The following is a 13867-nucleotide window of genomic DNA, read 5'->3' as shown; positions in this document are numbered from 1 at the left end:
TCATTGATTTCACGACCCCCGGTCTACTGTGCATGGGGTTGTTTTCGCAGTTTCGTTTTGGAAGGGCTACCCCGCCCCCAGCGCGACGGCGACGTTGTACGTCACGAGGCTCGCCGCATAGGCCAGCACCAGCATGTAGGCGAAGGTGGCGCCCATCCAGGCCCAGCTGCCGGTCTCGCGCCGGATCACGGCGAGCGTGGAGGCGCATTGCGGGGCGAAGATGTACCAGGCCAGCATCGACAGCGCGGTGGCGAGCGACCATTTTGTCGCCAGCACCTGGCCGATCTGCTCGACCGCTTCGTTGCCGCCCTCGATCGCATAGACGGTGCCGAGCGCCGCGACCGCGACCTCGCGCGCCGCCATGCCCGGGATCAACGCCACCGCGATCTGCCAGTTGAAGCCGACGGGGGCGAGCAGGGGCTCGAGCGCCTTGCCGATCATCGCCGCCAGGCTGAACTCGATGGCCGGCCCGGTCGCGCCCGCGGGCGGCTGCGGGAAGGAGGCCAGGAACCAGATCAGCACCATCATCGAGAAGATCGTGGTGCCGGCGCGCTGCAAGAACATCTTGGCGCGGGTGTAGATGCCGATCACGATGGATTTCAGCCGCGGCATCTTGTAGTCCGGCAGCTCCAACATGAACGGCGCCGGCACAAAGTCGCGCAGCATGAAGAACTTGATCACGAACGAGACCAACAGCGCGCTGATGATGCCGGCGGCATAGAGGCCGAACATCACGAGGCCCTGCAGGTTGATGAAGCCCCAGACGTCTCTGGCCGGGATGAAGGCGGAGATGATCAGCGTATAGACCGGAATGCGCGCCGAGCAGGTCATCAGCGGCGCGATCAGGATCGTGGTCAGCCGGTCGCGCTTGTTGTCGATGACGCGCGTCGCCATGATGCCGGGAATGGCGCAGGCAAAGCTCGACAACAGCGGAATGAAGGCGCGGCCGTGCAGGCCGGCGCCGCCCATGATGCGGTCCATCAGGAACGCCGCGCGCGCCATGTAGCCGAAATCTTCCAGGAGCAGGATGAACAGGAAGATGAGGATGATCTGCGGCAGGAACACGATGACGCTGCCGACGCCGGAGATCACGCCGTTCTGCAGGAAGCTTTGCAGCAAGCCGTCGGGCAGTGTGGCCTGCACCAGCTCGCCAAGCGAGTCGAAGCCGGACTTTAGCAGCTCCATCGCCGGCTGCGCCCAGGCGAACACCGCCTGGAACATCACGAACAGGATCAGCGCCAGCACGATCAGCCCGCCGACCGGATGCAGCACGATCGCGTCGATCCGTGCGGTCCAGGTGTCGGGACGAGCAGGCAGGCTGACGCAGTCGGCGATGATGCGGTCGGCCTCGCGTTGGGTGGCGCGCAGCTCGGAGACGCCGAGCGCGCGCCAGCTGTTCTCAACCGGTTCGGCGGCGAGCGCTGCGGAAATCTCGTCGGTCAGCTTGAGCAGGTCGGCCGTGCCGCCCTTGCGCACCGCGATCGAGGTGACCACGGGCACGCCGAGCTCCTTGGCGAGCCGCGCGACGTCGACAGTGATGCCGCGGCGGCTTGCAATGTCGAACATGTTGAGCACGAGGATCATCGGCCGCCCGGTGCGCTTCAGCTCCAGCAGCAGGCGGATGGTCAGGCGCAGATTGGTGGAATCGGCGACGCACAGCACGAGATCGGGCAGGGTCTCGCCGGAGGCCTTGCCGAGCACGAAGTCGCGGGTGATCTCTTCGTCCGGGCTGCGGCCGCGCAGCGAATAGGTGCCGGGCAGGTCGACCACGGAGACCTGGCGGCCGAGCGGGGTGACGAAGAAGCCTTCCTTGCGCTCGACCGTGACGCCGGGATAGTTCGCGACCTTCTGCCGGCTGCCGGTCAGCGCGTTGAACAGCGAGGTCTTGCCGCTGTTGGGCGTGCCGACCAGGGCGAGATGCAGCAGCGGTGCTTCCATGGGATCAAGGGCCTGCGGGGCAGATTGCGGTCGCGCGTCAGGCGACGATGATGGCCATGGCTTCGCGACGGCGGACCGCGATCGTGGTGCTATCGACCCGCACCGCGATCGGATCGCGCCCGACCAACCCCTCATGCAGGATCTCGACCCGGGCGCCCTCGACGAAGCCGAGTTCGATCAGGCGGCTCTCGAGCTCGACGTCCGAAAGCGCCGAGCCAGCCTCTTTGGCGGCAAGGTGTTGGATGACGCCGGTATAGCCGCGCTGGGCCAGACCCAGCGGCATGTGCGAACGCGTATCAGTGGTGTCGGTCATGCCCTGTATTTTCAACGCCGGGCATTGAGGTCAAGCGTGCCCGCGCGCCGAAGCTGCACCTTAGAGCGATTTTAAAGTGCAGAGGCCGGGGCGCCGTCGCGGGCGCCCCCGACGGCTACTGGGCCGGGACCTTGTCCGGCTGGGCGGCCATGGCGCGGCTCTTGAAGTAGTCCAGGACGAACAGACGGATCGCCGACGACAGATTGCCCTGCTGGCGGTTGTTGTCGATCTCGCCGACCAGCTCGGACAACGTCATGTTGCGCAGGCCCGAGATCTCTTTCATGCCGTTCCAGAACGCCTCTTCCAGGCTGACGCTGGTCTTGTGGCCGGCGACGACGATCGATCGTTTCACGACCGGCGACTTCATGGCTGCTCCTCGCGATCGATCCGGTGCTGGTCCAGATTCTCCTTGGCCTGGTCCGCCCGCTTCGCTTCGGACGACCGTTCCGCCTTCGTGCGCCCGAACTTCGCCCGGTTGGCGTCCGCCTGCTTCGCCGAGGCTTCCCGCTCGACGCGCTTCCTGAAACGATTCAGGTTGATGACGTTCCCCATGCCGCGTCTCCATCATCCGCTCCTCTTCAGGCAGGATGAAACATTCAGAAACAGGGCGCCACATTGCGCCGCAGAAGACTTGATCGCCATTCGCTCGTCCTCGTCAATCGGCCCTTGGGCCATCAAACGATGAATTTCGCCCCGTCGAGGGCAGTGGAGCTGCGTAACACGCCGCCCCGCCGCAACATTGACGGTAATCAAATCCCGCCCCCAAAACCGCATATTTTTGGGCGCCGAGCGTCCGTATCATTACGGATGGCTATCGGAATTCGGAATCATCCCGGGCTGATCATCTTCTCAGCGCGCACCAGGCGGTCGAACTCGTCGGCCGAGACGAAGCCGAGCCGCAGCGCCTCCTCCTTCAGCGTGGTGCCGTTGGCGTGCGCCGTCTTGGCCACCTTGGCGGCGTTGTCGTAGCCGATCTTCGGCGCCAGCGCCGTCACCAGCATCAGCGAGCGCTGCATTAGCTCCTTGATGCGCTTCTCGTCGGCGCGGATGCCGCTGACGCAATGTTCGGTGAAGGAGCGCGCGGCATCCGCCATCAGGCGGATCGAATGCAGCATGTTGTAGGCCAGCACCGGCTTGTAGACGTTGAGCTCGAAATGGCCTTGGCTGCCGGCGACGGTGATCGCGGTGTGATTGCCGAACACTTGGCAGCACACCATAGTCATCGCCTCGCACTGGGTCGGGTTGACCTTGCCCGGCATGATCGAGGAGCCGGGCTCGTTCTCCGGCAGGATCAATTCGCCGAGGCCCGAGCGCGGGCCGGAGCCGAGCAGGCGGATGTCATTGGCGATCTTGAACAGGCCGGTCGCGACCGAATTGATGGCGCCGTGCGCCAGCACATAGGCATCGTTCGAGGCCAGCGCCTCGAATTTGTTGGCGGCGCTGGTGAAGGGGAGCTTCGTAATCCCGGCAACGTGCTTTGCGAACAGCTTGGCAAAGCGCGGCTTCGAGTTGAGACCGGTGCCGACGGCTGTGCCGCCCTGCGCCAGCGGATAGAGGTCCTTCACCGCGATCTTGAGCCGGGCGATGCCGCTTTCGACCTGCGCGGCATAGCCGGAGAATTCCTGACCGAGCGTCAGCGGCGTCGCATCCTGGGTATGGGTGCGGCCGATCTTCACGATCTTCGAAAACTCCCTCTCCTTCTTGCGCAGAGCGCGCAGCAGCTCGCCGAGGGCAGGGATGAGATCGGCATTGATGCGGCTTGCCGCGGCGATGTGCATCGCGGTCGGGAAGGAGTCGTTCGACGACTGGCTCATGTTGACGTGATCGTTGGGATGCACCGGCTTCTTGGCGCCGAGCTCGCCGCCGAGCAGCTCGTTGGCGCGGTTGGCAATCACCTCGTTGAGGTTCATGTTGCTCTGGGTGCCCGAGCCGGTCTGCCACACGACAAGCGGAAAATGGTCGTCAAGTCTGCCTTCGATCACCTCGCGCGCAGCGCGGATGATGGCGTTGGCACGGCGCCGATCGAGCAGGCCGAGCTCGAGATTGGACTGCGCGGCGGCGAGCTTGACCATGCCGAGTGCATGCACGAGTGAGATCGGCATGCGGTCGGTGCCGATGCGGAAATTCTGGCGCGAGCGCTCGGTCTGCGCCCCCCAATAGCGGTCGGCGGCGACCTCGATGGGACCGAAGCTGTCGGTCTCGGTGCGGGTTGCGGGGCGGGCAGTCTTCGAGCGGGACGCTTTGGCCATGAGCACATCCATTCTGCCGCGCGAAACGCCGCGCGGCCTGTTCATGTGCTCTTCTATATAGACAGTTGGCCGGGCGCGATGGCTCTGCGCCCAACCTAGATCATTTCTTGCGGAAACGATCGAGCCGCACGACCTCGGCGCCGCCCTGGCTCGGCGGCGGCGACTCGTCGGCAGCTTCCGGCTTCTCCGCGGCAGGTGCCGGGACCGATACGGCCGATGGCGCGGGTGCTGCCGGCAGATTGTCCGGCGCGACCTCGGCGACGTCGGAGGTGTCGAACTGGAGGCCGAACTTCACGGACGGATCGAGGAAGCTCTTGATGGCACTGAATGGCACCACCAGCCGCTCCGGAATGCCGCCAAAGGACAGGCCGACCTCGAAACGATCCTCGAGCACGGTCAGGTCCCAGAACTGGTGCTGGAGGATGATCGTCATCTCCTCCGGATATTGTGCGAGCAGCCGCGGCGAGAGCTTCACGCCTTCGGCCTTGGACACGAAGGTGATGAAGAAATGATGCTCGCCCGGCAGGCCATGGGCTGCGGCATCGGTCAGCACCTTCCGCAGCACGCCGCGCAGCGCATCGCGGGCCAGCACATCGTATCGGATATGATCGGTCGCCATGGTGGTCCTGTTGCATCCAAGCAGCCGGACCCTGCCGATCCGACTCGCCAAGCCGCAATAGTACCGCGCCTGACGGGCGAGCAGGAGTCCCCGCCGGGGAAGAATCAAAGAGTAAAGTGGAGGCTTCTGTTGCCAGGTGCCTCCGAACCCCGCCTAGCGGAGCTTAACCCGCTAGGACTTTAGAGTGGTCTTTCAAACTGCGTTACGCAGCCTGAGCAACCGGAGCAAAGTTGTCGTTGGCAACTATTGCAGTAGCCCGATAACGGCGGAACAATACCGGGAAAAAGTACGCCCTTTACGCCCTCGTCGATCCTATTTCGCCCCCGCCAAAGCCCAGCTTCGGGGCACGCCCGATGGTGGGCTTTGGTGGAGGCGCCGGGTACCGCCCCCGGGTCCGAATGGTTTATTGCGACGACCGTTTATTTCCATAGCCGGCGAACCGGCACCCCCAATATAGGGGGCAAAGCTTTCGAAAAACAGAGGGTTGGAGGCGCGATCCCGCGGTTCCCTTTGGATAGGCTTCGGAGTGCCGGGCCTATCGCGGCTCTGGCCTTTGCCAGAGGTCGCCAGCCCGATGTGCCGAATCCTTGCGCATCTCCTGCCCGGCAGTCCCGATCGTTGCGGCCATGCGCATGATGACGCTGCTGCTCCAGCGAACGGACAATGTCAGTCTCAGCGACGTTCAATTTCCTGCGGCGGAAAGTAGCAGCGTGACGAGCCGCAAGCCGACTAGGCGCTGATCTCCACTTCGGCCCGATCTCGCTCTTCGCCGTCGCCGCTGCGCCGGCAGTGCGCGAGACCCACTGCACCGCGGTTGAGGCGAAGCACCAGAGGCCGACCAGGACACCGGTCCGACCTCGCAGGACTTGCCAGGTCCGAACGCTTATCGTGACGTTAATCGGGCCGATCCAGCAATTGCTGCACTGCGTCTGACCGCGATGGTTGCAGTGGTCGCGTCCATCTCGCGCATCAATCCCCTCTGGCTTTTGCTTGCCGCGGCGTGTTGGGTTTTGCTGGCATTGTCTGATGAAAATCGCTAGGCAGTGATCCGGGCGGGTATCCAGTTCCAGCCGATTTAGAACAACAGTGCTCGTGACTTACAGGTCGCGGAGGAGACAGGCATGGCCGACACGATGGGCCACTCAGCGACGGCCACCCGAAACACCCGGGTGGCGCTCGGCTTTTGTCTGCTGGCGATTGCGCCGCAGATTTTCGAATTGATCTGGTCGATCGGGACGATTTTCGGCTGGGGGACCGGCCGCGGTCCGGCGGCGGTCGTCACCGGTCATGCGACGGCGCTGCTGGCCGGCGCGCCGAGCGCCCTCTTCGGATCATTCGGCGGCGGCGCAAAGAAGATGTCGTCCGAGGTGCTGCTGGCGCTGATCTATTCCTATCCGCTGTTTGCGGTGGCGATCCTCACGCTGTTTATGACCATCCGCTCGGCGCAAGATTATGTCGGCGGCGTCGTGCTGATGGCCGTTGCCCTGTTTGCGCTGTGGGCATCGAGCGATTTGCAGGGCATGCGTGGCTTCTCCTTCGGTGCGGGCACTGCGCCACGTATGTTCGGCGGGCTGCTGGTTGCCCTGTCTGCCGGCATCGCCTTGACCGGCCTGATCACGGCGGGACCGGCGCTTGCGCATTATTCCTGGCGCGGGCCGCTGTTCGTGGTGGCGGCGATCCTGTTCTTCGCCCTGTCGATCCGGTCCCTCGGTCTCGTTGTCACGGCCTTCTCGAGCTTCATGATCGCGGCGACGGGCTCGCACGAGACGCGCTGGCTGGAAGCGGTGATCGTCGGCGCCTGCCTGACGGTCGGCTGCGCAATCCTGTTTCCCTATGTGCTCGGGCTGCCGATGCCGATGTATCCGCGTTTCCTGATCCAGTGAGGGCGTGATGGATATCTTTGCCAATCTTGCTCACGGCTTCGCCGTCGCGTTCACCCCGATCAACCTGTTGATGTGCCTGATCGGCGCCCTGGTCGGAACGCTGGTCGGCGTTCTCCCTGGCATCGGCACCATCGCCACCGTCGCGATGCTGCTGCCGATCACTTTCGGGCTGCCGCCGGTCGGCGCGCTGATCATGCTCGCCGGCATCTATTACGGCGCGCAATATGGCGGCTCGACCACGTCGATCCTGGTCAACATACCCGGTGAGGCGACATCGGTCGTGACCGCCATCGACGGTCACCAGATGGCCAAGCAGGGCCGCGCCGGTCCGGCGCTCGCGATCGCCGCGATCGGCTCGTTCTTCGCCGGCTGCGTTGCGACCATCCTGATCGCACTGCTCGGCGCACCGCTGACGAAACTCGCGCTGGCGTTCGGCCCGGCCGAATATTTCTCGCTGATGGTGCTCGGCCTGATCTTCGCGGTGGTGCTGGCCAAGGGCTCGGTGCTGAAGGCGATTGCGATGATCGTGTTCGGACTGCTGCTCTCAATGGTCGGTTCGGACATCGAGACCGGCGCCTCGCGCATGGCCTTTAACATTCCCGAGCTCGCCGACGGTCTCGGCTTTGCGACCGTGGCGATGGGCGTATTCGGCTTTGCCGAGATCATCCGCAACCTTGACCACGGCGCCGAGATGAACCGCGATCTGGTGCAGCAGAAGATCACCGGACTGATGCCCACCAGGAAGGACCTCGGCGATGCGACGCCGCCGATCCTGCGCGGCACCGTGCTCGGCTCGATCCTCGGCATCCTGCCCGGCGGCGGCGCGGTGATCGCGTCCTTCGCGGCCTACACGCTCGAGAAGAAGCTCTCAAAGACCCCGTCCCGGTTCGGCCGCGGCGCGATCGAGGGCGTGGCGGGGCCGGAGAGTGCCAACAATGCCGCGGCACAGACCTCGTTCATTCCGCTGCTCACCCTCGGCATCCCGCCGAACGCTGTGATGGCGCTGATGGTGGGCGCGATGACCATCCACGGCATCGTGCCCGGTCCGCAGGTGATGCAGAAGCAGCCGGATCTGGTCTGGGGCATGATCGCTTCGATGTGGATCGGCAATCTGATGCTGATCATCATCAACCTGCCGCTGGTCGGAATCTGGGTGCGGCTGTTGCGCGTGCCCTATCGGCTGATGTTCCCCTCGATCGTGATCTTCTGCGCGATCGGCATCTATTCGGTGAACAACGCGCCGGTCGACGTCATCCTCGCGGGCGTCTTCGGTCTCGTCGGCTATTGGCTGATCAAGCACGATTTCGAGCCGGCGCCGTTGCTGCTCGGCATGGTGCTAGGACCGCTGATGGAGGAGAACCTGCGCCGGGCGCTGCTGATCTCGCGTGGCGACTGGAGCGTGTTCCTGACGCGCCCGTTGTCGGCGGTGCTGCTTGCGGTCGCGGCAAGCCTGCTCGTCCTTACGGTGCTACCTGTATTGCGCGCCAAGCGCGACGAGGTGTTCACCGAGTCCGAGAACTGAGGTCGTGCGCGCCGAGTCGGCTCGGTCCTGCGTCGGCGCGCCGCATTCGGAAGTCGAATCGACTTGTGTTACGGCTTTGTGAAATGGAAATGCCGGCCTTTGGGCCGGCATTTTATTGTGTCCAAAGGGAGGATCGCCATGACGTTCATTCGCGCGCTTACAGGCGCATGTGCAGCAGCGATAGCATCGCTGGGCGCCTTCATCGCAGCGGCTGAGGCGCAGACCTATCCGACGCGCAACATTACCGTGATCGTCCCGTTCGCAGCCGGCGGGCCGACTGACGTGATCTCACGCATCGTCACCGGGCACATGGCGCAAACGCTGGGGCAGAGCATCATCATCGAGAACGTGGTCGGTGCCGGCGGCACCACCGCCACGACGCGTGCCGCGCGTGCGGCCAACGATGGCTATACGCTGATCACCGGGCATATGGGCACGCATGCCGCCTCCGTGCCGCTCTATCCGAAGCTGGCCTATCACCCCGAGAAGGACTTCGAGCCGATCGCATTGCTGGCCGGCACGCCGATTCTGATCCTGGCGCGCAAGGACTTTCCGCCGAAGGATCTCAAGGAGTTCGTCACCTATGTGAAGGCGAATGCCGAGAAGGTGAATGCCGCGCATGCAGGCGTCGGTTCGGTTTCGCACGTCTCGTGCGAACTCCTCCACTCCATCCTCGACATCAAGCCCGTCGGCGTGCCGTTCAACGGCACGGGACCTGCGATGAACGCGCTGGTGGCGGGTCAGGTCGACTACATGTGCGACCAGATCGTCAACGCCGTCCCGCAGATCAATGCCGGCACCATCAAGGCCTATGCGATCGCCACGGCCGAACGAAACCCGTCGCTGCCGAACGTGCCGACCACGGCGGAAGCCGGCCTGCCGGCATTCCAGGCTCAGGCTTGGAACGCGATGTTCGCGCCCAAGGGAACCTCGCCCGCGATCGTGGCAAGCGTGAACGCCGCCGCCGTCAAGGCGCTCGACGACGAGACGGTGAAGAAGCGCCTGCTCGAGCTCGGCAGCGTCATCCCCGCGCCGAAGGACCGAACCCAGGAGGCGCTGGCGACCCTCGTCAAGAGCGAGATCGCGAAGTGGAGCCCGGTGCTCAAGCCGGCGAATTAAGCGAAGGCGATCAAGGCGCTAGGCGAGGGGCGGAACGCTGAGTTCCGCCCCTTGCTGTTTGTGCCGGGAACACTCACTTTTCCGGGTATAATCGACGGCGACAGCGAATCGCCGCTGTCGTAGCGCGGGGGGTGTCGTTAAGTTCGCCGCCTCCCCAAAGGCTCAGTCGCAACATGCACCAGTATCAGGACCTGCTCGAGCGGATTCTTTCCGACGGCGCCGAGAAGACCGACCGGACCGGCACCGGCACGCTCTCGGTGTTCGGCCACCAGATGCGCTTCAATTTGTCGGCCGGCTTCCCGATGCTGACGACCAAGCGGCTGCCGCTGAAGGCGATCGTGCATGAACTGCTCTGGTTCCTGAAGGGCGACACCAACATCAAATATCTGCGCGACAACGGCGTCACCATTTGGGACGAGTGGGCGGACGCCAATGGCGATCTCGGCCCGGTCTACGGCCATCAATGGCGCTCCTGGCCCACGGCCGACGGGCGCAGCATCGACCAGATCGCCAATGTCATCGACATGATCAAGCGCACGCCTGATTCCCGCCGCCTGATCGTCACCGCCTGGAATCCGGCCGACGTCGAGAAGATGGCGCTGCCGCCCTGCCACCTGCTGTTCCAGTTCTATGTCGCGAACGGCAAGCTGTCCTGCCAGCTCTATCAGCGGTCGGCCGACGTGTTTCTCGGCGTGCCCTTCAACATCGCCTCTTACGCGCTGCTCACCATGATGGTCGCGCAGGTCACAGGCCTGAAGCCCGGCGACTTCGTGCACTCGCTCGGCGACACTCATCTCTATTCCAACCATCTGGTGCAGGCGAGGCTGCAGCTCAGCCGCGCGCCGCGCGCGCTGCCGGTGATGCGGATCAATCCTGAGGTAAAGGACATCTTCTCTTTCCGCTACGAAGACTTCGAGCTCGTCGGCTACGATCCGCATCCGCACATCAAGGCGGAAGTGGCGGTCTAGCGCCCTATGTCGCTCACCATCCGCCGTGCACGGCCCGAGGAAGCCGGGCTCGTTCTCTCCTTCATCCGCGAGCTCGCCGAGTACGAAAAGCTGTCGCACGAGGTCGAAGCGACCGAGGCTGACATCGCCGACGCGCTGTTCGGCGAGAGGCCGCAGCTCTATTGCGCGATCGCGGAGTGGAACCGTGAGCCGGTCGGCTTCGCGGTGTGGTTTCTCAATTTCTCCACCTTCAGCGGCCGTCACGGCATCTATCTCGAAGATCTCTATGTGCGGCCGTCGCATCGGGGCAAGGGCCTCGGCAAGGCGCTGCTGGCCTATCTCGCCAGGGAATGCGTCGACAGCGGCTGGTCGCGCCTGCAATGGGCGGTCCTCGACTGGAACGCACCCTCGATCGCGTTCTACAAATCGATCGGCGCGGTCATGATGGACGACTGGACGCTGTGCCGGGTCACCGGGCCTGCGCTGACCCAGCTTGCCGGGAGCTCTGCCTGATGGAGATCGTCTTCGTCGTCGCCATCGCGGAGAATGGCGTCATCGGCGCGGGCAATGCGATGCCGTGGCGATTGAAGTCCGATATGGCGCGCTTCAAGGCGCTGACGATCGGCAAGCCTGTGATCATGGGCCGCAAGACCTTCGAGACCCTGCGCCGGCCGCTGCCGGGCCGCACCAACATCGTGGTCACGCGCGATCCGGCCTATCGCGCCAATGGCGCCATCGTCACGACATCGCCAGCGGATGCGGAGGCAGTCGCGCGCGGCGACGCTCTGCGGCGTTCGATCACTGAGATCGCGGTGATCGGCGGCGCCGAGATCTACCGGCAATGGCTCGGTCGTGCCGATCGTCTCGAGATCACCGAAGTGCACGCGCGCCCCGAAGGGGACACGCGTTTCGACATCGACAAGGCGGAATGGAACGAGGTCGAACGCATCCGCCATCCGGCCGGCCCCGACGACAGCGCCGACCTGTCCTATGTGACATATCGTCGGCGGCGCGGCCATTAACCGCTTTTGCCAATGTTTACATTGACTTTTTCGTGCCCGAGCATAGCTCGGAAGACGGTCAGGGCTGCGTTGTAAGGGACTTGCCTGTCCCCTATAAAGCCGGACCGGACAAAGCGGGCGGTGGCAATTCCACCCTGCCGAGGAGAACGTCGAATGCCGTGGAAGAATCAGGGCGGTGGCCCGTGGGGCTCGGGTCCAAAGGGACCGTGGGGCTCAGGCCCGCAACCGGTCGGGCCGAGGCCGCCGGATCTGGAAGACCTTCTGCGGCGCGGCCAGGACCGCCTCCAACAGATCATGCCGGGCGGTTATTTCTCCGGCATCGGCATCACGCTGATCATCCTGCTGATCGTCGCATTCTGGCTGCTGTCGGGCTTCTTCCGCGTGCAGTCCGAAGAGCTCGGCGTGGTGATGCGTTTCGGCAAGCACGTCCGCACCGTGCAGCCGGGTCTGAACTATCATCTGCCTTATCCGATCGAGACCGTGCTGCTGCCGAAGGCGCTGCGCGTCAACACCACCTCGATCGGCATGACGGTGATCGAGGATCCGGCGCGGCGCGGCCGCTCCATTCGGGACGTGCCGGAAGAGAGCCTGATGCTGACCGGCGACGAGAACATCGTCGACGTTGATTTCACCGTGCTCTGGCGCATCAAGCCGGACGGTGTCGGTGATTTCCTCTTCAACATCCAGAACCCCGAGGGTACCGTGAAGGCGGTCGCCGAGAGTGCGATGCGCGAGGTGATCGGCCGGTCTCAGATCCAGCCGATCCTAACCGGAGCGCGCAACGTCACAGAGCAGAACGTGCACGAGCTGATCCAGAGGACTTTGGACAGCTATGGTGCAGGCATTCAGATCACCCAGGTGCAGATGCAGAAGGTCGATCCGCCCGCGCAGGTGATCGACGCCTTCCGCGACGTCCAGGCGGCCCGCGCCAATCAGGAGCAGCTGCAGAACGAAGCGCAGACCTATGCCAACCAGGTTGTCCCCCAGGCGCGTGGACGCGCGGCCAAGATCCAGCAGGATGCCGAAGGTTACAGGGAACAGGCTGTCGCCGAGGCCAAGGGCCAGAGCGCGCGGTTCCTGAAGGTTTACGAGGAATACAAGAAGGCGCCCGACGTGACGCGTGAACGGATTTACCTGGAGACGATGGAGCGCGTGCTCGGCGGGGCTGACAAGCTCGTCTATGATGGTGGCCCCTCGGGCCAGGGCGTCGTGCCCTATCTGCCGCTTCCCGAACTGGCGCCAAAGCGGACACCTACGACTGGTCCGCAGTCGAGCGGAGGCACCCGATGAAGTCTCCAGTCACAGGTTTTGTCACGCTGCTCGCCCTCCTGTTCGTCGTGATCGTCGGCTATATGTCGTTGTTTACCGTGCAGCAGACCGAGCAGACGATCGTGCTCCAGTTCGGCAGGCCGGTCGACGTCGTCACCGCGCCCGGCCTGCACTTCAAGGCGCCCTGGAACTCGGTGATCAACATCGACAAGCGGATTCTCGATCTGGAGAACCCGTCGCAGGAGGCGATCGCCTCCGACCAGAAGCGGCTCGTGGTCGACGCCTTCGCGCGCTACCGCATCAAGGACGCACTGCGCTTCTATCAGAGCGTCGGCTCGATCCAGGCCGCCAACATCCAGCTCACCACGCTCCTGAACGCGGCGCTGCGCCGCGTGCTCGGCGAGGTGACCTTCATCAACGTGGTGCGCGACGACCGCGAGAAGCTGATGCTGCGCATTCGCGACCAGCTCGACCGCGAGGCCGATGGCTACGGCATTCAGGTCGTCGACGTCCGGATCCGCCGCGCCGACCTGCCGGAGCAGAACAGCCAGGCGGTCTACCTGCGCATGAAGACCGAGCGTGAGCGCGAGGCCGCCGAGTTCCGGGCACAGGGTGGGCAGAAGGCCCAGGAGATCAGGTCCAGGGCCGACCGCGAGGCGACCGTCATCATCGCTGAGGCCAATTCGCAGGCTGAGCAGACCCGTGGTGCGGGCGATGCCGAACGCAACCGCCTGTTTGCAGAAGCCTACGGCAAGGACGCCGACTTCTTCGCCTTCTACCGGTCGATGACGGCCTATGAGAACGGGTTGCGTGCGAACGATACCCGCTTCCTGCTCCGGCCGGAGTCGGATTTCTTCCGGTACTTCGGTAGCCCCTCCGGCAGGACGCCTACCGAGACGCAGGCGAAGCCGTAAGCCAGACGAAGGGCGGCGGATTTCGCCGCCCTTCGTCCAGACAAGAACAGCATAGCGGGAGGTTCCATTCCG

At 64.3% G+C, this 13867-nt stretch carries 14 protein-coding genes and 1 other RNA gene; 8 read left to right on the top strand and 7 right to left on the bottom strand.

What is annotated here, in order from left to right; all coding sequences use genetic code 11:
- Positions 1-66: 66 nt before the first annotated feature.
- The 7 genes from I6F31_RS27240 to ssrA all read right to left on the bottom strand — a co-directional run bounded on the left by I6F31_RS27240 (position 67) and on the right by ssrA (position 5602).
- Positions 67-1938 carry a ferrous iron transporter B gene (locus tag I6F31_RS27240; RefSeq protein WP_225186394.1) on the bottom strand — a complete coding sequence of 624 codons (1872 nt, stop codon included), beginning with the start codon at positions 1936-1938 and terminating at the stop codon, positions 67-69.
- A gap of 37 nt (positions 1939-1975) precedes the next feature.
- The gene (locus I6F31_RS27235; RefSeq protein ID WP_036006563.1) at positions 1976-2251 is read right to left on the bottom strand and encodes a FeoA family protein; all 276 of its coding nucleotides are present in this window, start codon (positions 2249-2251) and stop codon (positions 1976-1978) included.
- Between the two features lie 115 nt (positions 2252-2366).
- On the bottom strand, positions 2367-2618 hold the full coding sequence (locus tag I6F31_RS27230; protein WP_025038043.1) for a ribbon-helix-helix domain-containing protein: 252 nt from the start codon (positions 2616-2618) through the stop codon (positions 2367-2369).
- A complete protein-coding gene (locus tag I6F31_RS27225) occupies positions 2615-2803 on the bottom strand; it encodes a DUF4169 family protein (protein WP_036006566.1) in 189 nt (62 codons plus the stop codon). Before I6F31_RS27225 ends, I6F31_RS27230 begins: the two co-directional genes overlap by 4 nt.
- Positions 2804-3078: 275 nt before the next feature.
- Entirely contained in the window at positions 3079-4512 is a 1434-nt protein-coding gene (fumC, locus tag I6F31_RS27220; protein WP_036006596.1) for a class II fumarate hydratase, read from the bottom strand.
- A gap of 88 nt (positions 4513-4600) precedes the next feature.
- On the bottom strand, positions 4601-5119 hold the full coding sequence (locus I6F31_RS27215) for a ClpXP protease specificity-enhancing factor SspB (protein ID WP_036006568.1): 519 nt from the start codon (positions 5117-5119) through the stop codon (positions 4601-4603).
- A gap of 115 nt (positions 5120-5234) precedes the next feature.
- Positions 5235-5602: a transfer-messenger RNA gene (gene ssrA, locus I6F31_RS27210) on the bottom strand.
- Positions 5603-6240: 638 nt separating this feature from the next.
- Here ssrA and I6F31_RS27205 point away from each other — a divergent pair.
- The 8 genes from I6F31_RS27205 to I6F31_RS27170 all read left to right on the top strand — a co-directional run bounded on the left by I6F31_RS27205 (position 6241) and on the right by I6F31_RS27170 (position 13795).
- On the top strand, positions 6241-7002 hold the full coding sequence (locus I6F31_RS27205) for a tripartite tricarboxylate transporter TctB family protein (protein WP_036024976.1): 762 nt from the start codon (positions 6241-6243) through the stop codon (positions 7000-7002).
- A 7-nt stretch (positions 7003-7009) separates the two neighbouring features.
- Positions 7010-8524 (top strand): tripartite tricarboxylate transporter permease, encoded by a 1515-nt coding sequence (locus I6F31_RS27200; RefSeq protein WP_036006571.1) that lies wholly within the window; start codon positions 7010-7012, stop codon positions 8522-8524.
- 138 nt (positions 8525-8662) lie between these two features.
- On the top strand, positions 8663-9643 hold the full coding sequence (locus I6F31_RS27195) for a tripartite tricarboxylate transporter substrate binding protein BugD (RefSeq protein WP_225150304.1): 981 nt from the start codon (positions 8663-8665) through the stop codon (positions 9641-9643).
- 173 nt (positions 9644-9816) lie between these two features.
- Positions 9817-10611, top strand: coding sequence for a thymidylate synthase (locus tag I6F31_RS27190; protein ID WP_225150306.1), 795 nt, complete (start codon positions 9817-9819; stop codon positions 10609-10611).
- A 6-nt stretch (positions 10612-10617) separates the two neighbouring features.
- Positions 10618-11103 carry a GNAT family N-acetyltransferase gene (locus I6F31_RS27185; protein ID WP_036006580.1) on the top strand — a complete coding sequence of 162 codons (486 nt, stop codon included), beginning with the start codon at positions 10618-10620 and terminating at the stop codon, positions 11101-11103.
- Positions 11103-11612 (top strand): dihydrofolate reductase, encoded by a 510-nt coding sequence (locus I6F31_RS27180; protein WP_225150308.1) that lies wholly within the window; start codon positions 11103-11105, stop codon positions 11610-11612. The genes I6F31_RS27185 and I6F31_RS27180 overlap by 1 nt, the downstream gene beginning before the upstream one ends.
- Positions 11613-11765: 153 nt before the next feature.
- The gene (gene hflK, locus I6F31_RS27175) at positions 11766-12902 is read left to right on the top strand and encodes an FtsH protease activity modulator HflK (RefSeq protein WP_036024980.1); all 1137 of its coding nucleotides are present in this window, start codon (positions 11766-11768) and stop codon (positions 12900-12902) included.
- Positions 12899-13795 (top strand): protease modulator HflC, encoded by an 897-nt coding sequence (locus I6F31_RS27170; RefSeq protein WP_036037453.1) that lies wholly within the window; start codon positions 12899-12901, stop codon positions 13793-13795. The genes hflK and I6F31_RS27170 overlap by 4 nt, the downstream gene beginning before the upstream one ends.
- Positions 13796-13867 lie beyond the last annotated feature (72 nt).

Origin of the sequence: Bradyrhizobium sp. NBAIM01 (assembly GCF_020194115.1) — a bacterium.
Classification (GTDB): Bacteria; Pseudomonadota; Alphaproteobacteria; order Rhizobiales; family Xanthobacteraceae; genus Bradyrhizobium; species Bradyrhizobium yuanmingense.
The sequence above is the reverse complement of the archived record's forward strand: the minus strand, read 5'-3'. Positions and strand labels throughout refer to the sequence as shown.

Coding starts and splice junctions, on each gene's coding strand:
- I6F31_RS27240 (WP_225186394.1), bottom strand. CDS start 1,938: ATGGAAGCACCGCTGCTGCATCTCGCCCTGGTCGGCACGCCCAACAGC.
- I6F31_RS27235 (WP_036006563.1), bottom strand. CDS start 2,251: ATGACCGACACCACTGATACGCGTTCGCACATGCCGCTGGGTCTGGCC.
- I6F31_RS27230 (WP_025038043.1), bottom strand. CDS start 2,618: ATGAAGTCGCCGGTCGTGAAACGATCGATCGTCGTCGCCGGCCACAAG.
- I6F31_RS27225 (WP_036006566.1), bottom strand. CDS start 2,803: ATGGGGAACGTCATCAACCTGAATCGTTTCAGGAAGCGCGTCGAGCGG.
- fumC (WP_036006596.1), bottom strand. CDS start 4,512: ATGGATGTGCTCATGGCCAAAGCGTCCCGCTCGAAGACTGCCCGCCCC.
- I6F31_RS27215 (WP_036006568.1), bottom strand. CDS start 5,119: ATGGCGACCGATCATATCCGATACGATGTGCTGGCCCGCGATGCGCTG.
- I6F31_RS27205 (WP_036024976.1), top strand. CDS start 6,241: ATGGCCGACACGATGGGCCACTCAGCGACGGCCACCCGAAACACCCGG.
- I6F31_RS27200 (WP_036006571.1), top strand. CDS start 7,010: ATGGATATCTTTGCCAATCTTGCTCACGGCTTCGCCGTCGCGTTCACC.
- I6F31_RS27195 (WP_225150304.1), top strand. CDS start 8,663: ATGACGTTCATTCGCGCGCTTACAGGCGCATGTGCAGCAGCGATAGCA.
- I6F31_RS27190 (WP_225150306.1), top strand. CDS start 9,817: ATGCACCAGTATCAGGACCTGCTCGAGCGGATTCTTTCCGACGGCGCC.
- I6F31_RS27185 (WP_036006580.1), top strand. CDS start 10,618: ATGTCGCTCACCATCCGCCGTGCACGGCCCGAGGAAGCCGGGCTCGTT.
- I6F31_RS27180 (WP_225150308.1), top strand. CDS start 11,103: ATGGAGATCGTCTTCGTCGTCGCCATCGCGGAGAATGGCGTCATCGGC.
- hflK (WP_036024980.1), top strand. CDS start 11,766: ATGCCGTGGAAGAATCAGGGCGGTGGCCCGTGGGGCTCGGGTCCAAAG.
- I6F31_RS27170 (WP_036037453.1), top strand. CDS start 12,899: ATGAAGTCTCCAGTCACAGGTTTTGTCACGCTGCTCGCCCTCCTGTTC.